At 68.0% G+C, this 21512-nt stretch carries 22 protein-coding genes and 1 pseudogene; 18 read left to right on the top strand and 5 right to left on the bottom strand.

Going from position 1 to position 21512, the window contains the following annotated elements:
- Nucleotides 1–241: pseudogene (locus N8A90_RS23695) on the top strand (outer membrane protein assembly factor BamD); the annotation flags it as partial.
- Between the two features lie 15 nt (nucleotides 242–256).
- On the opposite strand, the gene N8A90_RS23690 reads toward N8A90_RS23695, so the two are convergent.
- The gene (locus N8A90_RS23690; protein ID WP_262077685.1) at nucleotides 257–2266 is read right to left on the bottom strand and encodes an acetoacetate--CoA ligase; all 2010 of its coding nucleotides are present in this window, start codon (nucleotides 2264–2266) and stop codon (nucleotides 257–259) included.
- A 100-nt stretch (nucleotides 2267–2366) separates the two neighbouring features.
- Complete coding sequence (locus tag N8A90_RS23685) at nucleotides 2367–3668, bottom strand: AsmA-like C-terminal region-containing protein (RefSeq protein ID WP_262077684.1); 1302 nt, start codon at nucleotides 3666–3668, stop codon at nucleotides 2367–2369.
- A gap of 98 nt (nucleotides 3669–3766) precedes the next feature.
- Here N8A90_RS23685 and N8A90_RS23680 point away from each other — a divergent pair, with 98 nt between their 5' ends.
- Together N8A90_RS23680 and N8A90_RS23675 are read left to right on the top strand one after the other, a co-directional pair.
- The gene (locus tag N8A90_RS23680; RefSeq protein WP_262077683.1) at nucleotides 3767–4216 is read left to right on the top strand and encodes a hotdog fold thioesterase; all 450 of its coding nucleotides are present in this window, start codon (nucleotides 3767–3769) and stop codon (nucleotides 4214–4216) included.
- 19 nt (nucleotides 4217–4235) lie between these two features.
- Nucleotides 4236–5522: a solute carrier family 23 protein gene (locus N8A90_RS23675; RefSeq protein ID WP_262077682.1), complete on the top strand. Its 1287-nt coding sequence runs from the start codon at nucleotides 4236–4238 to the stop codon at nucleotides 5520–5522.
- Between the two features lies 1 nt (nucleotide 5523).
- Here the strand turns inward: N8A90_RS23675 and N8A90_RS23670 are convergent, their stop codons facing one another.
- Nucleotides 5524–6588, bottom strand: a complete 1065-nt coding sequence (locus tag N8A90_RS23670; RefSeq protein ID WP_262077681.1) for an acyltransferase family protein — start codon at nucleotides 6586–6588, stop codon at nucleotides 5524–5526.
- Nucleotides 6589–6776: 188 nt separating this feature from the next.
- On the opposite strand from N8A90_RS23670, the gene minC reads away from it, so the two are divergent.
- From minC to N8A90_RS23650, 4 genes are all read left to right on the top strand, one after another.
- Nucleotides 6777–7532 (top strand): septum site-determining protein MinC, encoded by a 756-nt coding sequence (gene minC / locus N8A90_RS23665; protein ID WP_262077680.1) that lies wholly within the window; start codon nucleotides 6777–6779, stop codon nucleotides 7530–7532.
- A 47-nt stretch (nucleotides 7533–7579) separates the two neighbouring features.
- A complete protein-coding gene (gene minD / locus N8A90_RS23660) occupies nucleotides 7580–8395 on the top strand; it encodes a septum site-determining protein MinD (RefSeq protein ID WP_262077679.1) in 816 nt (271 codons plus the stop codon).
- A 3-nt stretch (nucleotides 8396–8398) separates the two neighbouring features.
- Nucleotides 8399–8677, top strand: coding sequence for a cell division topological specificity factor MinE (gene minE / locus N8A90_RS23655; RefSeq protein WP_262077678.1), 279 nt, complete (start codon nucleotides 8399–8401; stop codon nucleotides 8675–8677).
- A 733-nt stretch (nucleotides 8678–9410) separates the two neighbouring features.
- On the top strand, nucleotides 9411–11303 hold the full coding sequence (locus tag N8A90_RS23650; RefSeq protein WP_262077694.1) for a GspE/PulE family protein: 1893 nt from the start codon (nucleotides 9411–9413) through the stop codon (nucleotides 11301–11303).
- 55 nt (nucleotides 11304–11358) lie between these two features.
- Here N8A90_RS23650 and N8A90_RS23645 read toward each other — a convergent pair whose 3' ends face one another.
- On the bottom strand, nucleotides 11359–11985 hold the full coding sequence (locus tag N8A90_RS23645; RefSeq protein ID WP_262077677.1) for a TetR/AcrR family transcriptional regulator: 627 nt from the start codon (nucleotides 11983–11985) through the stop codon (nucleotides 11359–11361).
- Nucleotides 11986–12084: 99 nt separating this feature from the next.
- Between N8A90_RS23645 and N8A90_RS23640 the strand changes: the two genes are divergently transcribed.
- From N8A90_RS23640 to rutF, 8 genes are all read left to right on the top strand, one after another.
- Nucleotides 12085–12501, top strand: coding sequence for a 4-oxalocrotonate tautomerase (locus N8A90_RS23640; protein WP_262077676.1), 417 nt, complete (start codon nucleotides 12085–12087; stop codon nucleotides 12499–12501).
- 75 nt (nucleotides 12502–12576) lie between these two features.
- Nucleotides 12577–12972: a VOC family protein gene (locus N8A90_RS23635; protein WP_262077675.1), complete on the top strand. Its 396-nt coding sequence runs from the start codon at nucleotides 12577–12579 to the stop codon at nucleotides 12970–12972.
- Nucleotides 12973–13331: 359 nt separating this feature from the next.
- Nucleotides 13332–14444, top strand: coding sequence for a pyrimidine utilization protein A (rutA, locus tag N8A90_RS23630; RefSeq protein ID WP_262077674.1), 1113 nt, complete (start codon nucleotides 13332–13334; stop codon nucleotides 14442–14444).
- Between the two features lie 119 nt (nucleotides 14445–14563).
- Nucleotides 14564–15361 carry a pyrimidine utilization protein B gene (rutB, locus tag N8A90_RS23625; RefSeq protein WP_410087740.1) on the top strand — a complete coding sequence of 266 codons (798 nt, stop codon included), beginning with the start codon at nucleotides 14564–14566 and terminating at the stop codon, nucleotides 15359–15361.
- 35 nt (nucleotides 15362–15396) lie between these two features.
- A complete protein-coding gene (gene rutC, locus N8A90_RS23620; protein ID WP_262077673.1) occupies nucleotides 15397–15786 on the top strand; it encodes a pyrimidine utilization protein C in 390 nt (129 codons plus the stop codon).
- On the top strand, nucleotides 15786–16583 hold the full coding sequence (gene rutD / locus N8A90_RS23615) for a pyrimidine utilization protein D (RefSeq protein WP_262077672.1): 798 nt from the start codon (nucleotides 15786–15788) through the stop codon (nucleotides 16581–16583). Before rutC ends, rutD begins: the two co-directional genes overlap by 1 nt.
- A 7-nt stretch (nucleotides 16584–16590) precedes the next feature.
- Complete coding sequence (locus tag N8A90_RS23610) at nucleotides 16591–17181, top strand: malonic semialdehyde reductase (RefSeq protein WP_262077671.1); 591 nt, start codon at nucleotides 16591–16593, stop codon at nucleotides 17179–17181.
- A 15-nt stretch (nucleotides 17182–17196) separates the two neighbouring features.
- A complete protein-coding gene (gene rutF / locus N8A90_RS23605; RefSeq protein ID WP_262077670.1) occupies nucleotides 17197–17682 on the top strand; it encodes an NADH-dependent FMN reductase RutF in 486 nt (161 codons plus the stop codon).
- Between the two features lie 25 nt (nucleotides 17683–17707).
- Here the strand turns inward: rutF and rutR are convergent, their stop codons facing one another.
- The gene (rutR, locus tag N8A90_RS23600) at nucleotides 17708–18445 is read right to left on the bottom strand and encodes an HTH-type transcriptional regulator RutR (RefSeq protein WP_262077669.1); all 738 of its coding nucleotides are present in this window, start codon (nucleotides 18443–18445) and stop codon (nucleotides 17708–17710) included.
- A 177-nt stretch (nucleotides 18446–18622) separates the two neighbouring features.
- Here rutR and N8A90_RS23595 point away from each other — a divergent pair, with 177 nt between their 5' ends.
- From N8A90_RS23595 to N8A90_RS23585, 3 genes are all read left to right on the top strand, one after another.
- Entirely contained in the window at nucleotides 18623–19624 is a 1002-nt protein-coding gene (locus N8A90_RS23595) for an isopenicillin N synthase family dioxygenase (RefSeq protein ID WP_262077668.1), read from the top strand.
- Nucleotides 19625–19978: 354 nt separating this feature from the next.
- The gene (locus tag N8A90_RS23590; protein WP_262077667.1) at nucleotides 19979–20365 is read left to right on the top strand and encodes a VOC family protein; all 387 of its coding nucleotides are present in this window, start codon (nucleotides 19979–19981) and stop codon (nucleotides 20363–20365) included.
- A 52-nt stretch (nucleotides 20366–20417) separates the two neighbouring features.
- On the top strand, nucleotides 20418–21509 hold the full coding sequence (locus tag N8A90_RS23585; protein WP_262077666.1) for a BMP family ABC transporter substrate-binding protein: 1092 nt from the start codon (nucleotides 20418–20420) through the stop codon (nucleotides 21507–21509).
- The last annotated feature ends 3 nt before the right edge of the window (nucleotides 21510–21512 follow it).

Raw genomic sequence — 21512 nt, 5'->3', positions numbered from 1 at the left:
TACTACCAGCGCGGCGCCTACCTGGCGGCCATCAACCGCGCCCAGCTCGCACTGGCCGACTACCGCGAGGTGCCGGCGCCTCGAAGAGGCGCTGTACATCATGGTTCAGTCCTACGACAAGCTGGGCATGAACGATCTGCGCGACGACGCCCGGCGCGTGCTGACCACCAACTACCCCCAGAGCGAGTACCTCACCCGCGGCTTCCGCAGCAAGGACAATCCGTGGTGGAAGGTCTGGTAGCGCGGCCGTGCGAACCTACAGGGCCACGGCGACGGTCTCTGCACGCCGTGCCGCCAAGGCGACGAACCAGTCGAGGCTCGCCGGGTTGGCCATCGCCTCCTTGTTGACCACCTTCTCGATCGGCAGGCCCAGCAGCAGTTTCTTGATCGGCAGCTCCTGCTTCTTGCCCGACAGCGTGCGCGGGATCTCGGGCACCTCGAAGATGTCGTTGGGCAGGAAGCGCGGCGACAGCGAGGTCTTGATCGCGCCCTCGATCCTGGCGCGCACCGCGTCGTCGAGCGCGACGCCGGGGCGCAGCACGACGAACAGCGGCATGTAGCTCTCGCGCCCCAGGTACTCGAGGTCGACCACCATCGAATCGATCACTTCGGGCAGCGCCTCGACCGCGCTGTAGATCTCGCTGGTGCCCATGCGCAGGCCCTGGCGGTTGATGGTGGCGTCGCTGCGGCCGTAGATGATGCAGCCGCCGTCCTCGCCGATCCGGAGCCAGTCGCCGTGGCGCCAGACGCCCGGGTACGTATCGAAGTAGCTCGACAGGTAGCGCGCGTTGCCCTCGTCGTTCCACAGGTAGAGCGGCATCGACGGAATCGGCTGCACGCAGACCAGCTCGCCCACTTCGCCGATCACCGGCTGACCCTGTTCGTTCCAGGCCTCGACCGCATGACCGAGCTGACGGCACTGCATCTGGCCCGGCACTTCGGGCAGCTCGCGGTTCCCGCCGACGAAGGCGCCGCAAAAATCGGTGCCCCCCGAAATGTTGCACCACCAGATGTCCTTGGCGCCCGCCGCGCGGAACTGTTCGGTGCCCCATCGCTGCACTTCTTCCGACAGCGGCGAGCCGGTGCTGCCCAGCGCCCGCACGCGCGACAGGTCGCCGCAGGCCGCGGTGGTCACACCGGCCTTCATGCAGTGGGTGAAGTAGGCCGCACCGGCGCCGAAGAAGGTGACGCGGTGTTTCGCGACGAAGCGCCACAACACGGCCCAGTCGGGCTTCTCCTTGCTGCCCGCGGGATGCCCGTCGTAGAGCACGATGGTCGCGCCGAAGGCCAGGCCCGCCATCTGGCAGTTCCACATGACCCAGCCGGTGGAGCTGTACCAGTGGAAGCGTTCGCCGAAGTTGTTGGCGCCGTAGCTCGCGCCGATGTCGTTGTGCAGGCCGCAGGCGTACATCGTCATGACGATGCCGCCATGCCCGTGGACGATGGGCTTGGGCAGGCCGGTGGTGCCGCTCGAATAGACGATCCAGATCGGGTGGTCGAAGGGCAGCCACTCGGGGGCGAAGGCCGCGACGGCGGCGTCGTCGCGCGCCACGGCATCGGTCCAGTCGGCCTCGGCGTCGATCTGGCTCGCCGCATACGGGGTGCGCAACAGCAGCAGCGTCTCGACGCTGGGCAGCTGCCCGCGCAGTTCCTGCACCACGGCGCTGCGGTCGAGCGGCTTGCCGCCGTAGTGCACGCCGTCGGCCGCGATGAGCACCCTGGGCTCGATCTGGCGGAAGCGGTCGGCCACGGCCGCGGTGCCCATGTCGGGCGCGCACACGCTCCACACGGCGCCGATGCTCAAGCAGGCCAGGCAGGCGACGATGGTCTCGGGCACGTTGGGCAGGTAGGCCGCGACACGGTCGCCGCGCTGCACGCCCATTGACTTGAGCGTGAGCGCGACCGAGGCGACCTGGCGGCGCAGTTCGGGCCACGACATCTCGCGCACTTCGCCGCGCTCGTTGTCGCTCACGATCGCCGGCATGCCGGCCGCATGCGCCGCGTCGGCATGGCGCAGCACCTCGCGCGCGTAGTTGACCTGCGCGCCGGGGAACCACACGGCGCCGGGCATCCGGCGCTCCTCGATGACCGCGCTGTGCGGTGTCGGCGACTGCATGCCGTGGTAGTCCCAGATGCTCTGCCAGAAGCCGTCGAGGTCGGTGGTCGACCAGCGCCAGAGGTCGTCGTAGCGGTCGAAGACAAGGCCGCGCGTGTCGCGCAGCCAGTCCTGGTAGAGGCGGATTTGGGGGACGTTGGGAGCGGTCATGTCGCTCGGGAGCTTACGGCGTGCAGGCCTCGCGCGGCCCCGGGGAATGTCCCATGGGCGGCCGCGCCGCTGTCCCGCGCGCGACGCGGTCAATGCCCGATCAGGGCGCCCGCGGCCCCTTCGGCGGCGTCTTCTTCGCGTCGCCGCCGAAGAGGCGCTCCACCTGCTGCCCGATGCGCGCGCCGATGGCGGTGCCCACGCCGGGCAGCACGGCGGTGCCGATGGCAGCGCCGGTGAGCGCGCCACCGGTGAGCGACAGCGTCGGGTCGTCGAGCGTGCCGCCGACCTTGAGCGGCACGCCGACCACGCCATCGACCAGGTCGACCGCCAGCTCGCCATCGATCGCCCGGTGGTAGATGCGCGCGCTGCCGCTGGCGGTGAGCACGCCGGAGCGCGCCTTCAGGCCGGTGTAGCTGAAGCGCATACCGTCGTCGGTGTTCTCGGTGTCGAGGGTGCCGGTGAGTTCGTCCAGCGGCGTGCGCCCGCCACGGCTGGTGCCGGCCGTCCGGATCGCCTTGGCCAGGTCGAAGCGCGTGAGCGTCGCGGGCTGCACCGAGAAGCGCGTGCGCGTGGTCGCATGGCGCCAGAGCTCGGCCACCGTGGCGCCGGTGGCGCGCACCTCGGTGCGCCCGTTGGCCTTGCCGGCCACGGGGGCACGGCGGTCGAAGGTCTGCACGAGCTGCTCGATGTCTAGGTTGCGTGCCTCCAGCTGCGCCGTGAGCAGCAACGTGTCGTCCTTCTGGACGGCGAGTTCGGTGCTGCCGTTCACGGTGCCGCCGGCGACGTCGGTCAGGGTGCGCCATCGGTCGGCATCGCCCTCTCGCTCGAGGCGCAGCCGCGCCGGCGGCGTCACGCCGCGGCGGCTGAGCTCGGCGCTGCGCGGGCGCCATTGCGGGTCGAAGTCGATGCGGCCGTCGTAGACCAGCGGAATGTCGCGGCGGTCGATCCAGGTCAGCTCGGTGAAGCGCACCTGCGCGACCGGCACCGCCGCCATCGTCCAACGGCCACTCGGCGCCTGCGATGCGGAGGCATCGGCCTTGCCGCGGAAGGCGCGGACCGATTCGCGTGGCAAGGCGACACCGTCGGCGAAGACGCTGTCGACCCGCAGTTCGCGCGCAAGCAGCGAGCGCAGCCGCGGGGTCGCTTCGAGACGGCGCGCGCGGATCGGCGCGTCCTGCATGGTGGCGACGTCTTCCAGCACCACGCGGGCCACGGGGAACAGCGACCAATGCAGCCGGCCAACCGTCAGCCCGATGCCGGTGCGCTGCTCGAATTCGGCGCTCACGCGGGCGGCGAGTTGGGCGTCGCTCGGCACCCACCACGCGACCAGCGCCGCGCCGACGACGCCCAGCGCGACCAACCCTGCCGCGCCTCGTACCCACCATCGACCTGTGCGTGTCATGCGGGCAGCTTAGCCGCGGGGCGGGTGGCGGGGCTGTCGGCCAGCGGCCCGACTTGGGCGCTCGCTATAGTTTTGGCCATTTCTTCTCCGGAGTTTCCATGGCCATCTGGCAAAAACCGATCTCGCTCGAACTGCTCGCCACCGTCAACGAGAAGACCGCCGCCGCGCGGCTCGGCATCGAGTTCACCGAGATCGGCGACGACTTCCTGCGCGGCCGCGTGCCGGTGGACGAGCGCACGGTGCAGCCCTTCGGCCTGCTGCACGGCGGCGTGTCGGTGGCGCTGGCCGAGACGCTCGGCTCCAGCGGCGCCTACTATTCGTCGCCCGAGGGCCACGGTGCTGTCGGGCTCGACATCAACGCCAACCACCTGCGCTCGGCGCGCAGCGGCTGGGTGACCGGCACCGCGCGCCCGGTGCACCGCGGCCGCACGGTCCAGGTCTGGCAGATCGACCTGGTGAACGAGGCGGGCGACCTGACCTGCGTGTCGCGCCTCACGATGTCGATGCTGCTGCCGCGCGGCGAGCCCCATGCCCGCGCCCGTTTATAAATCCCAACGAGGAGACCCCATGAGCAAGATTTTTCAGTGGCGCGAGGTGCAGGCCACCGAAGGCGCCGTCGTCGCGCCCGACGAGCGCCTGCCCTGGCCGCAAACCGCGGTGATGGGCGTGCAGCATGTGATCGCGATGTTCGGCGCGACCGTGCTGGCGCCGATCCTGATGGGCTTCAACCCCAACATCGCGATCCTCATGAGCGGCGTGGGCACGCTGCTCTTCTTCTTCATCACCGGCGGGCGCGTACCGAGCTACCTGGGCTCGAGCTTCGCCTTCATCGGCGTGGTGATCGCGGCCAGCGGCTATTCGGGCTCGGGGCCCAACGGCAACCTGGCGGTTGCGCTGGGCGGCATCGTCGCCTGCGGCGTGCTCTACATCGCGATCGGCGCGCTGGTGCAGGCCATCGGCACGGGGTGGATCGAGCGCTTCATGCCGCCGGTCGTCACCGGGGCGGTGGTGGCCGTCATCGGGCTGAACCTGGCGGGCGTGCCGATCAAGAACATGCAGGCCGGCAACTTCGACGCCTGGATGCAGGCGGTGACCTTCCTGTGCGTCGGCCTGGTGGCGGTGTTCGCGCGCGGCATGGTGCAGCGGCTGCTGATCCTGATCGGACTGATCCTCGCGACGGTGGTCTACGCGCTGCTCACCAACGGGCTGGGCCTGGGCAAGCCGGTCGACCTCGGCGGCATCGCCAACGCGGCCTGGTTCGGCATGCCGGCCTTCACCGCGCCGGTGTTCACGGGCAGCGCGATGCTGCTGATCGCGCCGGTGGCGATCATCCTGGTGGCCGAGAACCTGGGCCACCTGAAGGCGGTGACCGCCATGACCGGCCGCAACCTCGACCCGCTGATCGGCCGTGCCTTCATCGCCGACGGCGTGGCCACGGTGGTGAGCGGCAGCGCCGGCGGCACGGGCGTGACCACCTATGCCGAGAACATCGGCGTGATGGCGGCCACGCGCATCTATTCGACGGCGGTGTTCGTGGTGGCGGCGCTCATCGCGCTGGTGCTGGGCTTCTCGCCCAAGTTCGGCGCGCTGATCCAGGCCATCCCGCTGCCGGTGATGGGCGGCGTGAGCATCGTGGTGTTCGGGCTGATCGCGGTGGCCGGCGCCAAGATCTGGGTGGACAACCGGGTCGACTTCTCGCAGAACCGCAACCTGATCGTCGCGGCCATCACGCTGATCATCGGTACCGGCGACTTCACGCTGAAGTTCGGCCAGTTCGCGCTCGGCGGCATCGGCACTGCGACCTTCGGCGCGATCCTGCTGTGGGCGCTGCTGGGCCGGGCGCGCAACGCCTGATTCAGCCGGGGCGCGGCGCTTGTCGCGCGGCGGTGACACGCGTGAGGAAGCGCCGCACCGGCTGGTCGAACCAGCGGTCGAGCGCCCAGGCCAGCGCCACCAGTCCCGCGGCGAACAGCACGCCGGCCAACGGGGCATACGGCGCCAGCGGCACGGCCACCACGCCCTCGAGCCACTCCCCCAGCGGCACGTGGAGCACGTAGACCGGGTAGCTCAGCAGGCCGAGCAGCGCGAACAGTTTCACGGAGGACGCACCGACGGACGCCTGCGCGCCGAGGTACACGCACACCGGGAACACGACGAAGACGGCCAGCAGATCGACCGTGCTTCCCAGGCCCTCGATGTGCGGCACCAGCAGCAGCGCCGTGACCGCGGCACACAGGGCCCACGGCCCCGGGGCCGTCCCCGCACGCCGCTGGCGCGCCAGGTACAGCCGGTGCAGCCCGATGCCCAGGAAGATGCCGAAGACGGCACGCAGCGTGCCGCCCGCCAGCGAGCGCATGCTCCACGTGAAGCCGACGTCGAGACTGCCGTTGTACAGACCGGTGGCGACCAGGCCGGCGCCGCTCACGACGAGCACCGCCACCAGCACCCGGTTCGTCAGCCAGCGATGGGTCAGCGCGTAAGCCAGGTTCACCGCCATTTCGTAGAACAGCGACCAACCCGGTGGGTTGAGCGCGAAAAGGCCGTCTCCGGCTTCGGGCATGCGCGATGGCAGGAAGAGCAGCATCAGGACCAGCGGCAGCACCCACGCGCCCGGCGCATGCACATCCCGCGCGACCACCAGCGCCGCGCCCAGCGCGGCCCCCAGCGCATGCAGTGGCCACAGGCGGATCCAGCGGATCAGCATGAACCGGCCGGCGGACAGCCGGCCCGCCCCGAGTTGCTGGGCGTAGGCGTGGCTGATCACGAAGCCGCTCAGCACGAAGAAGAGATCGACCGCGAGGTAGCTGTGGTTGTGAGAAAGCCACGGTGCCGCCCAGTACGCCTCCGTATGCCGGGTCAGGACGAGGAGCGCAGCGAGGCCTCGCATCCCGTCGAGCACTGCAAATTTCTTGGAAACCATTCGCGAGCCATCCCTTTTCAAGTGGCGAGGCGCCGTTGTCCCTCATCACCAGGCGCCGCGACTATACGGGCAGCGAGTTGAAACCTGATGCAAGAAACTGTTGCGGAACCGGCCCCCAAGCCGCCCGGCGTGCCTTTGGGGGCAGGCCCAGCCGTTAGACTTCAACGCTTTTCGGACGACCTTTCCCCATGGCCGATGCTTCCGCCGCGCGCAACAAGGCGGTATTCGAATTCAAGAGCGCCACGCTGCCGCTGGTGGCGGTGATCCTCAAGACGGCCAACCTGGACGTGCTGGCCGACGCGCTGGACGCCCAGCTGGCCGACTCCCCCGACTTCTTCGAGCAGGAGCCGGTGGTGATCGACCTGTCGCTGCTGCAGGCCGAGGGCGAGGCCGCCGACATCGACTTCACGGCCCTGCGCGCCCTGCTGGCGCGCCACCAGACGCAGCCGATCGCGGTGCGCGGCGGCAGCGATGCGCAGAACGCCGCGGCGCGCGACGCCGGGCTGTCCATCGCGGCGATGCCGGTCGCGCCCACCCCCACGCCGCGGGCCCCGGCGCCCGCACCAGTGAGTGAAGCGCCGCAGATCGTGCGCGAGGTGCCGGTGCCCGCGGCCGGTACGCTGGTCATCGACAAGCCGCTGCGCTCGGGCCAGCAGGTCTATGCCCGCGGCGGCGACGTGATCGTGATGGCGGTCGTGAGCTTCGGCGCCGAAGTGATCGCCGACGGCAACATCCACGTGTATGCGCCGCTGCGCGGCAAGGCGATCGCCGGCGCGCGCGGCAACACCGAAGCCCGCATCTTCACCACCTGCATGGAAGCGCAGCTGGTGGCGATCGCCGGCATCTACCGCACCTCCGAGGTCGCGCTGCCGGCCGACATCGCGGGCAAGGCCGTCCAGATCCATCTGGACGACAAGAAGCTTCTGATGGAGCCGATCGTCTGATCGCCGCTCCGCACCCTGAACAACCGAAAAACGTAGAAGGAACGGCAATGGCCAAAATTGTGGTGGTGACCTCGGGCAAGGGCGGCGTCGGCAAGACGACCACGAGCGCCAGCTTCGCGACGGGCCTGGCGCTCGCCGGCAAGAAGACGGCGGTGATCGACTTCGACGTGGGCCTGCGCAACCTCGACCTGATCATGGGCTGCGAGCGCCGCGTGGTGTACGACCTGATCAACGTGATCCAGGGCGAGGCCAACCTGAGCCAGGCGCTCATCAAGGACAAGCAGTGCGACAACCTGTTCGTGCTGGCCGCCTCGCAGACGCGCGACAAGGAAGCGCTGACGCAGGAAGGCGTCGAGAAGATCCTGAAGGATCTCGCCGACATGGACTTCGACTACATCGTCTGCGACTCGCCCGCGGGCATCGAGACCGGCGCGATGATGGCCATGTACTTCGCCGACGAGGCGCTGGTCGTGACCAACCCGGAGGTCTCGTCGGTGCGCGACTCCGACCGCATCCTGGGCATGCTCAGCAGCAAGACCAAGCGCGCCAAGGAAGGCGGCGAGGCCATCAAGGAACACCTCCTCATCACGCGCTACAACCCGAACCGCGTGGCCGGCGGCCAGATGCTGTCGCTGGAAGACATCCAGGACATCCTGCGCATCAAGCTGATCGGCGTGATCCCGGAATCGGAGACGGTGCTCAACGCGTCGAACCAGGGCGTGCCGGCCATCCACGACAAGGGCACCGACGTGTCCGAGGCGTACAGCGACGTGGTGGCGCGCTTCCTCGGCGAAGACCGCCCCATGCGTTTCATCGAAGCGGAAAAGCCGGGCTTCTTCAAGCGCATCTTCGGGGGGAAGTAAGCCATGTCCTTCCTCTCCTTCCTGCTCGGCGAAAAGAAGAAGACGGCCAGCGTCGCCAAGGAGCGGCTGCAGATCATCCTCGCCCACGAGCGCTCCAGCCTCAGCGGCAAGCGCCGCCCCGACTACCTGCCCGACCTGCAGCGCGAGCTGGTGGCGGTGATCTCGAAGTACGTCTCCATCAACGCGGACGACATCAAGGTGCACCTGGAACGCCAGGACGACCTCGAGGTGCTCGACATCAAGATCGAACTGCCCGACGCGACGCCGACGCCGGCGCGCTGAGGCGCTGTCGACCGCACCATCGCGCGAAGCGAGGGGTTTTCCCGGCACTGATCGACGCTTCACCACCGGCTCGGCCGCTGTAGAGTGATGCCGAAATGGGAGAAGTGCCCGCGACAAGCCGACCCGAAGCGGCCGCAGGCCGTTGAACGGGCCAGGACCCTGGAGTTCGCGAATGACAACCACATTGAAGCCGATCGACTGGGACCCCCCCAAGGAGATCCCGGGAGGACGTGCCAGCAAGCGGGAGGGCTTCCTGTGGCCCAACTCGCCCCAGGGCGGCTACCCGGCGCCCAAGCCGCAGACCGAGCCGCTGCCCTGCGAGATCCACAGCCTGAACGACCAGCGCGTGGCCGGGCGCATGACCTTCTTCGTGCCGGAAGAGCGGGTGCTGCACGTGCAGCTGCCGCGCGCCCGCACCACCCTGGCGCTGCGCTTCGACCAGATCCGCGCCATCACCCTCACGGCGCCGATCGCGCCGCTGAACCCGCCGGTGCTCGACCCGCAATCGGGCGCGCTGCGCCAGCCGGGCCAGAGCCGCTTCAAGCTGCGCTTCACCAGCGGCAGCCAGCTCGCGGGTGAGACGGTCGGCCATGTCGAGAACGGCGTCGGCCTGTTCCTCTTCCCGCCGGTGAGCGACGACGGCAGCGTGCAGCGCCAGTTCATCCCGCGCAGCGCCTACGTGAAGTTCGAGCTGGACAACAGCGTCGCCGCGCCCCCGAGCGCCGCGACCGAGATGCTGCTGTCGCGCGTGGTGAGCACGCACGAGCAGCTGCTGGAGGCGATCGAGCAGCAGACCCGCATGCCGATGGTGCGCATCGGCGAGGCGTTGATCTCGCTGGGCATGATCACGGCCCAGCAGCTGCAGGACGCGCTCGGCGCGCAGAAGAGCGAACGCCGCGTGCCGCTGGGCGAGCTGCTGGTGCGGCAGAACGCCGTGTCGCGCGCCGATCTGCAGGTGGCGCTGGCCCGCAAGATGGGCTACCCGCTGGTCGACCTCGACAGCTTCCCGGCGGAAGCCGAAGCGCTGCGCAAGATCAGCTACAGCGCCGCGCAGCGCCTGCAGGTGATGCCGCTGCTGGTGCGCGACGGCCGCCTGATCGTCGCGCTCGACGACCCGGCCAACCGGCGCAGCGCGGTCGACGAGATCGAGTTCATCGCCCAGATGAAGGCCGTGCCGGTGCTGGCCCAGTGCCGCGACATGGAACGCATGATGTTCGCCGCCTACGACAAGATCGGCGCGACGGCCGACGGCCGCCCGGGCAGCGTGGCGCTGCAGCCCATCGAGTTCGTGCCCGACGACACCAGCGAACTGCTCGAGACCCTCGAGAAGGAAGGCAAGCAGGACCGCCCCGACGACGACACGCCGATCGAGCAGTCCGACAATTCGCTGGTGCGCATGATCAACCGGATGATCCTGGAGGCCCACGGCGCCGGCGTCTCCGACATCCACATCGAGAGCTACCCGGGCCGCGAGAAGATCCGCATCCGCTTTCGCAAGGACGGCCAGCTGCGCACCTACCTCGAGCTGCCGCCGAACTACCGCAACGCGATGATCGCGCGCATCAAGATCATGTGCGACCTCGACATCAGCGAGCGCCGCAAGCCGCAGGACGGCAAGATCAACTTCGCCAAGTTCTCCCCGCAGCACCGCATCGAGCTGCGCGTGGCCACCATCCCGACCAACAACGGCCTGGAAGACGTGGTGATGCGCATCCTGGCCTCGGCCAAGCCGATCGCGCTCGACCGGCTCGGCCTGTCGGCGCCGAACCTGGAGCGCCTGCGCGACGCCATCGAGCGGCCCTACGGCATGGTGCTGTGCGTGGGCCCGACGGGCTCGGGCAAGACCACCACGCTGCACTCCGCGCTCAGCCACATCAACGTGCCCGAACGCAAGATCTGGACGGCCGAAGACCCGATCGAGATCACCCAGCCCGGCCTGCGCCAGGTGCAGGTGAACCCGCGCATCGACTGGACCTTCGCCAAGGCGCTGCGGGCCTTCCTGCGCGCCGACCCGGACGTGATCATGGTCGGCGAGATCCGCGACGAGGAAACCGCCAAGACGGCGGTGGAAGCCTCGCTCACGGGCCACCTCGTGCTCTCCACGCTGCACACCAACAGCGCGCCCGAGACCGTGACGCGCCTGCTCGACATGGGCATGGACCCGTTCAACTTCGCCGACTCGCTGCTCGGCGTGCTGGCCCAGCGCCTGGTGCGCCGGCTCTGCACGCAGTGCCGCACCAGCCGCGATGCCGAGCCGGTGGAGATCGAGGAGCTGCTGGGCGACTACCTGCACGCCTTCGGCGACGCGGCCGACCTGCCGGAGTCGCGCGATGAAGTGCTGGCGCGCTGGGCGTCGCAGCATGGCAAGGACGGGCGGCTGCAGATGCACGCGAGCCCCGGCTGCGCCGCCTGCGACCAGAGCGGTTTCAAGGGCCGCGTCGGCCTGCACGAGCTGATGATGATCTCGCGCGAACTGCGCCACCTGATCCAGACCGGCGCACGCGCCGAGGCCCTGCAGGCCACCGCGCTGCGCGAGGGCATGCGCACGCTGCGGCAGGACGGCATCGAGAAGGTGCTGGCCGGCCAGACCACCATCGACGAAGTGCGCGCGACGAGCAACGTCTGAGCCGAACGACCACTGCGGCGGGATGTGGGGCTGCGCCATGTGCGCAGTTCTGGCTTCAACGGACCTGCGTTGGCGCGCCGAGCAGTGCGTGTTCCGTCCCTGCAGCGATCTGTTCCGCGAAGGTGTCACTCCCAACGGCACGTGCCAGCGTGACGGTGCCGACCAGCGAAGAGAGGGCGGCGCAAGCCGCTCCAATGTCCCGCGGTGCTCTCGGCGAGGCGGGGCCATCGACGATCGCCTGCGCAACGTCGCGCAAAGCCTTCTCGAACGTTGTACGGGAGGCTTCGTCCGATCGAGCCACTTCCGCCGGCATCGTCTGCAGCGTGCAACTCTCCGCCAAGTCACATGTGCGCTTGGCGCTGAGGTAGAAGCGCACGAACTCCGGCCACCAAGCGCGTCCATGCTTTTCTTGGAAGTACAGCACGCCACCTCGCAATTCGGCCATGCCTTGTGCGACCGATTCCCGGAATGCGTGAGCCTTTGAGTCGAAATGAACGTAGAAGGCGCCCGATGTCAGGCCTGCTTCCTTCGCAAGGCCGTCCACCCCGATCCCGCCGAATCCAGCCTTGCGAAACCCGCGACCTGCGCCCTCCAGGATGCGCTGCCGCGTCTGCACCTTCTGTTCGGACCGTGACACGAGGAACTCCTTCGACATGTGAAGCCGACGATTGTAGTTGCTCAAAACACGATCGTTATGTACGATAACATAACGATCGTTACTTGAAACGCTTTGCGGAAGGCAGGGTGTGGGTCGACGCCGTGCTTTCTACCTGGAATCCCCATGCCACTTACGCTCACCCTCACCGAGGGCGTTCTCCCCAAAGGCCAAGAAAAGGTGGCCTTCGGTCGCCTGTCCGATGCCATGCTCAAGTGGCATGGCCTGACAGGAAATAGGGCGATGACGCCCAACATCGTCGGCTCGATCCACGTCTTGCCAAAGGAGCACACCTATTCCGGATCAAAGGAGGCCCCCGTGGTTTTCGTCGAATGGAAGGTCCCATCCTTCGCGTTCGCCAGTCGGGATGTGCAAGTCGGCTACATCGAAGAGGCCACGAGCATCATTCACGAGCTGTCTGGCGAACACCACCCGAAGGAGCGCATATGGGTCAACGTGGTGCACGCGGTGGACGGGGCCTGGGGCATTGCCGGGATGGCCCTCACCAATGCGCAGCTCAGTGAAGGAGCCGCTTCGGCTTGACACATCCGGGGGCAGCGCGGTCTCCGGGTGGAGCGGACAGTGTCGTCGCCCGACTCACATCCAGGTAACACCATCATGCAACTCTCGAACTATCTGTTCTTCACCACGAACTGCGATCAGGCTTTGGCCTTCTATGCGCAATGCGGTCTTGGCCGTGTCGTCGAGGTGCTGCGCTACGGAGTCGATGGCATGCCCGTGAAGAACGAGGCCATGCGCGGCAAGGTTATGCACGCCAAGTTCGAAGGACCAGGCCTGCTCTTTCATGCCTCGGACAACGATGACGCCGAGCCGATGCGAGGCTCCGCGCACCTGTTGGCCATGGACGATCGCGATTCCACGAACCGACTCTTCCGAGAGCTGGGGGCTGGCGGGACGGTCACGACACCCTTGGGCACTCAGCCCTGGGGCGACTACTACGGCAAGCTGACCGACCGCTTCGGCGTTCAGTGGATGCTGAACTGCGCGGAGTGAGATCGTCGACGGCGACGTCATATCACCCCACTGACATTGACCACGGCCATCCTGGTCAGCGTCTGCTCCGGAGCAAGTCGACGGTCAGTTCGGGGCTCCTCGCCGCCGGTCGCAAGACCCGGAGCAACTCGGAAAAACCACGCCAAACGGGCCGGCGCGCGCACCACGGGCGCGCACCGCGCACCCGCACGGACTGGCCGAATGATCCACTTTGGACCATTTGGTCAAACATGAGCACGATAAGCGCCGCAAGTCATTGAGGAGCAAGGACTTTCCAGGATGGCACGAAGCATGCAACGCGAACTTCATCGCTCCGCAGGCTCGGCCTCGGCCCTCGTCCACTCCTGGAATGGTCCGCCATGAACATCGGCATCTTCATCCCCATCGGCAACAACGGCTGGCTGCTGTCGGAGAACGCACCGCAGTACAAGCCGAGCTTCGCGCTCAACAAGGAGATCACGCTCAAGGCCGAGCACTACGGGCTGGACTTCGTGCTGTCGATGATCAAGCTGCGCGGCTTCGGCGGCAAGACCGAGTTCTGGGACCACAACCTCGAGTCCTTCACGCTCATGGCCGGCCTGGCCGCCGTGACGAGCAAGATCAAGCTCTTCGCCACGGCGGCCTCGCTGGTGATGCCGCCGGCCATCGTGGCGCGCATGGCCTCGACCATCGACTCGATCTCCAACGGCCGCTTCGGCCTGAACCTGGTCACCGGCTGGCAGCGGCCGGAGTATTCGCAGATGGGGATGTGGCCGGGCGACCAGTTCTTCAGCACGCGCTACGAGTACCTCTCCGAATACATCCAGGTGCTGCGCGACCTGTGGGGCCAGGGCCAGTCCGACTTCAAGGGCACGCATTTCCAGATGGAAGATTGCCGCCTGAGCCCGCGCCCGCAAGCCGACATGAAGGTGATCTGCGCCGGCCAGAGCGACGCCGGCATGGACTTCTCGGCCAAGTACGCCGACTACAACTTCTGCTTCGGCAAGGGCGTGAACACGCCCCAGGCCTTCGCGCCCGCCGCGCAGAAACTGATCGAGGCCACCGCCAAGACCGGCCGCCATGTCACGACCTATGTGCTGATGATGGTGATCGCCGACGAGACCGACGAGGCCGCCCGCGTCAAGTGGGAGCACTACAAGGCCGGCGCCGACCAGGAAGCCATCGCCTGGCTGGGCGTGCAAGGCGCGGCCGATACCAAGTCGGGGGCCGACACCAACGTGCGCCAGATGGCCGACCCGACTTCCGCCGTGAACATCAACATGGGCACACTGATCGGCTCCTATGCCAGCGTGGCGCGCATGCTCGACGAGGTGGCCGAGGTGCCGGGCACCGAGGGCGTGCTGCTGACCTTCGACGACTTCGTCAAGGGCATCGAGGCCTTCGGTGAACGCATCCAGCCGCTGATGAAGAGCCGCGTCGATGTCGATACGCCCGTGCCGTCGCAAGTACAGCCACAGGCCCTCGCCGCCTGAAAGGACGGAACACCCCCGAAGCGCCTGCGGCGCTTCCCCCTCAAGGGGGCGACACCAGCGGCCTGGCAAAGCCAGTTCCGCGGTGCCCCTGCATTGAGATGCAAACAGAAAGTACCGCCATGACACAGATTGCCGCGCCCAAGAACACCACCCTCACCTCCACCGTGCCGGTCGGCGTGCCGAACGCGCCCGGCGCCCCCGCGCCGCTGGTGCTGCCCGCGCGGCCCGAACCGGTGGCGCTGCATGCCGCCAACTCGGCGCTGATCGTGGTCGACATGCAGAACGCCTACGCCTCGGTGGGCGGCTATGTCGATTCGGCGGGCTTCGACATCTCCGGTGCGCAAGGCACCATCGCCCACATCGTGCGCAGCATCGAGGCGGCCCGCGCCGCGGGCATGCTGGTCATCTTTTTGCAGAACGGGTGGGACGCGAAGTACGTCGACGCCGGCGGCCCGGGCTCGCCCAACTGGTACAAGTCGAACGCGCTCAAGACCATGCGCAAGAAGCCCGAGCTGGCCGGCAAGTTCCTCGCCAAGGGCGGCTGGGACTACGAACTCATCGACGCGATGAAGCCGCAGGCCAGCGACATCGTGATCCCCAAGACGCGCTACAGCGGCTTCTTCAACAGCACGCTCGACAGCACGCTGCGCGCCCGCGGCATCCGCAACCTGGTGTTCACCGGCATCGCGACCAACGTGTGCGTGGAGTCGACGCTGCGCGACGCCTTCCACCTCGAGTACTTCGCCGTGATGCTGGCAGACGCGACGCACGAGCTCGGCGGTGCGGCGATCCAGCAGGCGACCGTCTACAACGTCGAGACCTTCTTCGGCTGGGTCTCGACCGTCGACGACTTCGTTCGCACCGTGGCGCCGCAAACAGCACCCGTGGCCGCCAAGCCGGCACCCGCGCTCGCCTGACCTTCCTCGTTCTTCATCGCCCTCAGGAGCCTCCCATGCCCAAGCAAGCCATCATCCCGCCCGGCACCACCACCCCCATCGCGCCCTTCGTTCCCGGCACCATGGCCGACGGCATCGTCTACGTGTCGGGCACGCTGCCCTTCGACAAGGACAACAACGTGGTCCACGTCGGCGACGCCACGCTGCAGACGCGCCATGTGCTGGAAACGATCAAGAGCGTGATCACCACCGCCGGCGGCACGATGGACGACGTGACCTTCAACATGATCATGATCAAGGACTGGGCCGACTACGCGAAGGTGAACGCGGTCTACGCCGAATACTTCCCCGGCGTGAAGCCGGCGCGCTACTGCATCCAGTGCGGCCTGGTGAAGCCCGACGCGCTGGTCGAAATCGCCTCCATCGCCCACGTCGGCAAGCCCTGATGCCGCTGCACCACGAGGTCCACGGCCACGGCAGGCCCGGTGCGCCGAGCCTGCTGCTGTCCTCCGGCCTGGGCGGCTCGGCGAACTTCTGGAAGCCGCAGATCCCGGCGCTGGTGGCCGCAGGCTGGCGCGTGGTCGCCTACGACCAGCGCGGCACCGGCCGCAGCCCCGAGACGCTGAAGGCCGACTACGCGATCGCCGACATGGCACGCGACGTGGTCGAGGTGCTCGATGCGACCGACACGGCGCAATGCGTGGTGATCGGCCATGCGCTGGGCGGGCTGGTCGGCCTGCAGCTCGCGCTCGATGCGCCGTCGCGCGTGGCCGGGCTGGTGCTGGTCAACGCGTGGTCCAGGCCCAACCCGCACTCGGCGCGCTGCTTCGATGCGCGGCTGGCGCTGCTGGGTGCCGTCGGGGCGCGCGCCTATGTCGAAGCGCAGCCGATCTTCCTGTACCCGGCCGCCTGGTGCGCCGAACATGCCGACGTCGTGCAGGCCGAGGTCGACCACGCCTTCGCGCACTTCCCCGGCGAAGCCAACATGCGGGCGCGCATCGGTGCGCTGCGGGCCTTCGACGTCGATGCGCAACTGGGCCGCATCGGCGTGCCGACGCTGGTCGCCGCCGCGATGGACGATGTGCTCGTGCCCTGGACAATGTCGCAGCGCCTGGCCGAAGGCCTGCCGCATGTCCTGTTCGATTGCGTACCTCACGGCGGCCATGCCCACAGCGTGACCGACCCCGAGCCCTTCAACCGCAGCCTGCTCGCCTTCCTGGGGCAGCAGCTGCCAGTCTCCTGATCGCCCCATGCGCCAAGCCCTCGACACCGCCGCCCTGGCGACCCTCTTCACCGAAGCCCGCAGCCAGAACGGCTGGCGGCCCGAACCGGTGAGCGACGACCTGCTCCGACAGGCCTACGACCTCGCCCGCATGGGCCCGACCTCGGTCAACTGCTCGCCGGCCCGCTTCGTCTTCGTGCGCACCCCCGAGGGCAAGGAACGCCTGAAGCCGGCCCTGTCGGCCAGCAATGTCGACAAGACCATGACCGCGCCCGTCACCGTGATCGCGGCGTGGGACACGGCCTTCTACGACAAGCTGCCCACGTTGTTCCCGCATGCCGACGCACGCCCCTGGGTGGCCGGCAGCCCGGCGTTGGCGCACGAGACCGCCTTCCGCAACGGCACGCTGCAGGCGGCCTACCTGATCCTCGCGGCCCGTTCGCTGGGCCTGGACGCCGGCCCAATGTCGGGCTTCGACAAGGCCAAGGTCGACGCCGCCTTCTTCGGCGGCACGACCTGGACCGCCAACTTCCTGATCAACCTCGGCCATGGCGACGCATCGAAGGTGTTCGGCCGCCTGCCGCGGCTGGACTTCGCCGACGCCTGCGCGCTCGCCTGACCCAAGGACGTTTCCATGCAGAAGGCCGACTACCGCAACGCGATGTCGCGCCTGGGCGCGGCCGTCAACATCATCACGACCGACGGGCCGGCCGGCCGCGCGGGCTTCACGGCCTCGGCCGTGTGCAGCGTCACCGACGAGCCGCCCACGCTGCTGATCTGCCTGAACCGGACGGCCTCGGTGTACCCGGCCTTCGAGGCCAATGGCGTGCTGTGTGTGAACGTGCTGGCCCCAGGGCATCAGGAACTCTCCGGCGTGTTCGGCGGCAAGACGCCGATGGACGAGCGCTTCGCGGCCGGCCGCTGGCACGCAGGCACCACCGGCTCGCCGATGCTCGACGGCGCCGCCGTGTCCTTCGATTGCCGCGTGGTGCGCAGCACCGCCGTCGGCACGCACGACGTGCTGTTCTGCGAGGTGGCCGCCATCACGCTCGGCGACACGGCGCACGGGCTCGTCTACTTCGACCGGCGCTACCACGGCCTCGTGACGACGGCGGATTAAGGCCGCCCAAGGCCCGGCCACTAGGTCAGTCCGCCGCGATGCCCTGCAGCACGATGCGCTGCACGTTCTCCACCGCCTGCTCGAAGAAGGCCGGGTCGTCGAGCGTGCGGCCGGTGATGGCCTGCACCTGCACGCCGAAGTCGGCGTAGTGCTGGGTGGTGGCCCACAGCGCGAAGATCAAGTGGTGCGGGTCCACCGGGCCCAGCTTGCCGGCCGCGACCCAGGCGCGGATGACCTCCGACTTGCGCTCGACCAGGTCGCGCAGCTCGCGGCCGAGTTCGTCGCGCAACAGTGGTGCGCCCTGGATCATCTCGAGGCAGAACAGGCGCGACGCATCGGGCCGGTCGCGCGAGATCACCAGCTTGCGGCGGATGTAGTCGGCGATGGCCTCGCGCGGGTCCTGTTCCACACTGAAGCCGCGCAGCGGCTCGAGCCACACGGTGAGCAGGTCGCGCAGCACGCAGACATACAGCTCTTCCTTGTTGGCGAAGTAATAGAGCAGGTTGCTCTTGGAGACATCGGCGCGCGCGGCCACCTGGTCGATGCTGGTGCCGTGCAGCCCGTAGCGCGAGAACAGGCCCAGCGCCGCGGCCAGGATGACGCTGCGCTTGTCCTCGATCTGCCGCAGGCGGCGGTTGATCGCGGCCGGCCCGCGCGCGGCCGGCGCCCGCTTGGCCAGCACGCGCTGCGACGGCTTGGCGACCGGTTTGGAAATCGGCTTGGTGGTGGGCTTCCCCGCGCTGCTCCCTGTCGTCTTTGCCATGTCCTGGTGCCTTCTTCTGCGTTGCTCGTCGAGCGTGCACATCCGCTTGCACGACCCGTACCCGCTTGGTGCGGCGGCGGCCACGGTAACGCATTTGTCCATTTGGTCCAACTGGCACAGACGTTGCATGCCACACCGAGCCGCGCGCGTCCTCGCGCCGGATCAAGGAATGACGACATGACCCTGCTGTCCGTACCGATCATCGACCTGGCGCCCTACTTCGAGGGCACGCCGGACACGCGCGCCGCGCTGGCGCAGAAGGTGGACGAGGCCTGCCGCAGCATCGGCTTCCTGGTCATCACCAACCACGGCATCGACCCCGCGTTGATCGCCCGCGTGTCGGCGCTCTCGCGCCAGTTCTTCGCGCTGCCGCTGGCCGAGAAGCGCAAGGTCGACCGTCCGCGCGAAGACGCGGTGCGCGGCTACAGCGCGGTCGGCGAGGAAGGCCTGTCGTACAGCCTGGAGGAAGCCGCCCCCGGCGACCTGAAGGAGTCGTTCTCGATCGGCCCCTCGGGCGTGCCCGACGACGACTACCACCGCGGCCCGGCCGCCGGCCCGCACTTCGAGCCCAACAGCTGGCCGCCGATCCCGGGCTTTCGCGAAGCCTACGAAGGCTACTTCGCGGCGATGAGCGATCTCTCGCGCTCGCTCATGCGCATCTTCGCGCTCGGGCTGAAGCTGCCCGAGACTTTCTTCGACGACAAGATCGACAGGCACATCAGCATGTTCCGCGTGCTGAGCTACCCGCCGCAGAAAGAGGCGCCGCTGCCGGGCCAGCTGCGCGCCGGTGCGCACAGCGACTACGGCAGCCTCACCATCGTGCTGCCCGACGACAAGGGGCTGCAGGTCTTCAACAAGGCCGGCCAGTGGGTCGACGTGCCGCAGATCGAGGACGGCCTGGTCGTGAACATCGCCGACCTGATGATGCAATGGACCAACGACCAGTGGGTGTCGACACTGCACCGCGTGGTCAACCCGCCCTTCGAGGTGGCCAGCAGCAACCGCCGGCAGTCGCTGGTGTTCTTCCACCAGCCGAATTACGACGCGATGGTGGAATGCCTGCCGAGCTGCCTGGCGCCGGGTGAGCAGCCCAAGTACGCGCCCATCTCTTCGGGCGACCACCTGACCTCCAAGTTCGTCAAACAAACGACCTTCGGTGGGACCAAGGCGACGGCCTGAGCATGACGACTTGCTTCTGGATTCTCCGGGTTTCACGTGACGCGCCTGGTCCGGGGCGCGATCACGCCGACGGGGTACCTTGCTCCGCGAATGTCCCCCGGCCTGCGGCCTCCTCCTTTATTTCGCTGCGCAAGGCACTCCATCGACGTGATCGAGACGCGCAGTTGGTGCTCAACGGCTGCACACCCCCATCGCGTCCACGTGTGCAGGGTGCCGGGTGCTCCCCGCAGCGAAATAAAGGAGGAGCCGAAGGCGGGGGACATTCGCGGAGGGGAGTACCCGGTGGCCTGCGCACGCGTCCCGAACAACAGCGTTCAGAACAAGACAAGTAGCACACCGAAGAGACAAACTGACATGCCCCACCTCTCCTACGTCAACGTCTTCGCCAAAGACGTGGTCGCGCTCAGCGGCTTCTACCAGCGCGTATTCGGCTTCCCCGAGATCGAGGCGATCCGCTCGCCGATCTTCCGCGGGCTCGACACCGGCAAATCGAGCCTGGGCTTCAACGCGCTCGATGCCTACGCACTGCTGCACCTGGCCGAGTTCTCCGACACGCGCGGCGTGAAGTTCCTGCTGAACATCGACGTCGATTCGAAGGACGAGGTCGACCGCATGGTGCCGGTCGCCATCGACGCCGGCGCGACGCTCATCAAGGCGCCCTACGAGACCTACTACAACTGGTACCAGTCGGTGCTGCTCGATCCCGAAGGCAACGTGTTCCGCATCAACTTCATGATGTAGACGCGCCGCCGCCCTCCCTTCCTTTTTTCTTCCCGCCTGAAAGGTCAGAGTCATGTTGCGTCGATCGATTTCTTGCGCCGTTGCGGCGCTGGTGGCATGTGCAGCGCTACCGGGGGCCGCCGTGGCCGCCGATGGCTTCACCCTCAAGGGCGAGCCGAAGATCGCGATGATCTACTTCGGCCCGAAGAACGACGGCGGCTGGACGCAGGCCTTCGACGAGGCGCGGCTCAAGATCGAGGCGGCCATCGGCAAAAAGATCCAGTTCGTCGAGAACGTGCCCGAGGACGCCTCCGCCATCAAGCCGGCGGCCGAGCGCTTCATCTCGCGCGGCGCCAACATCGTGATCGGCACCGCCTTCGGCTATTCCGACGCCTTCAAGGAACTGGCAGCCAAGTACCCCGACGTCGCCTTCCTCAACGGCTCGGGCACCACCAACGGTGCCAACCTCGAATCCTTCTACGGCCGCACCTACGAGAGCCAGTACCTGTGCGGCATGGCGGCCGGCGCGGCGTCCAAGAGCGGCAAGCTGGGCTTCGTCGCGGCCAACCCCTTCGGCGTCGTGAACTGGACCGTCAACGCCTTCGCGCTCGGTGCGCAGAAGATGAACCCGAACGCCACCGTCAACGTGATCTACACCGGCGCCTGGAACGACCCGGTGAAGGAACGCGCTGCGGCCATGGCGCTGATCGACCAGGGCGCCGACGTGATCGGCCAGCACGTCGACTCGCCCACGCCGCAGATCGTCGCGCAGGAGCGCGGCGTGTACGGCACCGGCCACCACCGCGACCTGCGCCAGTTCGCACCCAAGGCCACGCTGTGCTCGTCGGTCTGGGTCTGGGACAAGTTCTTGACGCCCGAACTCAAGAAGATCATGGCCGGCGGCTGGAAGCCCGCGCCCTACGGCGCCTTCATCGCGATGAAGGACGGCGGCACCGACATCGCCGGCTTCGGCGCGGGCGTGCCCAAGGACAAGGCCGCGCTCATCACGGCCGAGCGCGACGCCTTGATGAAGGGCAAGCAGATCTACGCCGGCCCGCTGAAGGACCGCGAGGGCAAGGAACGCGTCGCCGCCGGCGCCGTGCTGTCGGACGCCGACCTCTGGAAGATGGACTGGTACGTCAAGGGCGTGGTCACGCAGAAGTGACGC

The sequence above is a fragment of the Variovorax sp. N23 genome (assembly GCF_025486315.1).
GTDB lineage: Bacteria > Pseudomonadota > Gammaproteobacteria > Burkholderiales > Burkholderiaceae_C > Variovorax.
Note: the sequence above shows the minus strand (reverse complement) of the source record. Positions and strands in the feature narration are given on the sequence as shown.

Coding starts and splice junctions, on each gene's coding strand:
- N8A90_RS23585 (WP_262077666.1), top strand. CDS start 20,418: ATGTTGCGTCGATCGATTTCTTGCGCCGTTGCGGCGCTGGTGGCATGT.
- N8A90_RS23595 (WP_262077668.1), top strand. CDS start 18,623: ATGACCCTGCTGTCCGTACCGATCATCGACCTGGCGCCCTACTTCGAG.
- minC (WP_262077680.1), top strand. CDS start 6,777: ATGGCCGATGCTTCCGCCGCGCGCAACAAGGCGGTATTCGAATTCAAG.
- N8A90_RS23650 (WP_262077694.1), top strand. CDS start 9,411: ATGCTGCTGTCGCGCGTGGTGAGCACGCACGAGCAGCTGCTGGAGGCG.
- rutF (WP_262077670.1), top strand. CDS start 17,197: ATGCAGAAGGCCGACTACCGCAACGCGATGTCGCGCCTGGGCGCGGCC.
- N8A90_RS23685 (WP_262077684.1), bottom strand. CDS start 3,668: ATGACACGCACAGGTCGATGGTGGGTACGAGGCGCGGCAGGGTTGGTC.
- rutA (WP_262077674.1), top strand. CDS start 13,332: ATGAACATCGGCATCTTCATCCCCATCGGCAACAACGGCTGGCTGCTG.
- rutB (WP_410087740.1), top strand. CDS start 14,564: ATGACACAGATTGCCGCGCCCAAGAACACCACCCTCACCTCCACCGTG.
- N8A90_RS23610 (WP_262077671.1), top strand. CDS start 16,591: ATGCGCCAAGCCCTCGACACCGCCGCCCTGGCGACCCTCTTCACCGAA.
- rutC (WP_262077673.1), top strand. CDS start 15,397: ATGCCCAAGCAAGCCATCATCCCGCCCGGCACCACCACCCCCATCGCG.
- N8A90_RS23675 (WP_262077682.1), top strand. CDS start 4,236: ATGAGCAAGATTTTTCAGTGGCGCGAGGTGCAGGCCACCGAAGGCGCC.
- rutD (WP_262077672.1), top strand. CDS start 15,786: ATGCCGCTGCACCACGAGGTCCACGGCCACGGCAGGCCCGGTGCGCCG.
- N8A90_RS23640 (WP_262077676.1), top strand. CDS start 12,085: ATGCCACTTACGCTCACCCTCACCGAGGGCGTTCTCCCCAAAGGCCAA.
- N8A90_RS23670 (WP_262077681.1), bottom strand. CDS start 6,588: ATGGTTTCCAAGAAATTTGCAGTGCTCGACGGGATGCGAGGCCTCGCT.
- N8A90_RS23590 (WP_262077667.1), top strand. CDS start 19,979: ATGCCCCACCTCTCCTACGTCAACGTCTTCGCCAAAGACGTGGTCGCG.
- minD (WP_262077679.1), top strand. CDS start 7,580: ATGGCCAAAATTGTGGTGGTGACCTCGGGCAAGGGCGGCGTCGGCAAG.
- minE (WP_262077678.1), top strand. CDS start 8,399: ATGTCCTTCCTCTCCTTCCTGCTCGGCGAAAAGAAGAAGACGGCCAGC.
- N8A90_RS23690 (WP_262077685.1), bottom strand. CDS start 2,266: ATGACCGCTCCCAACGTCCCCCAAATCCGCCTCTACCAGGACTGGCTG.
- rutR (WP_262077669.1), bottom strand. CDS start 18,445: ATGGCAAAGACGACAGGGAGCAGCGCGGGGAAGCCCACCACCAAGCCG.
- N8A90_RS23680 (WP_262077683.1), top strand. CDS start 3,767: ATGGCCATCTGGCAAAAACCGATCTCGCTCGAACTGCTCGCCACCGTC.
- N8A90_RS23635 (WP_262077675.1), top strand. CDS start 12,577: ATGCAACTCTCGAACTATCTGTTCTTCACCACGAACTGCGATCAGGCT.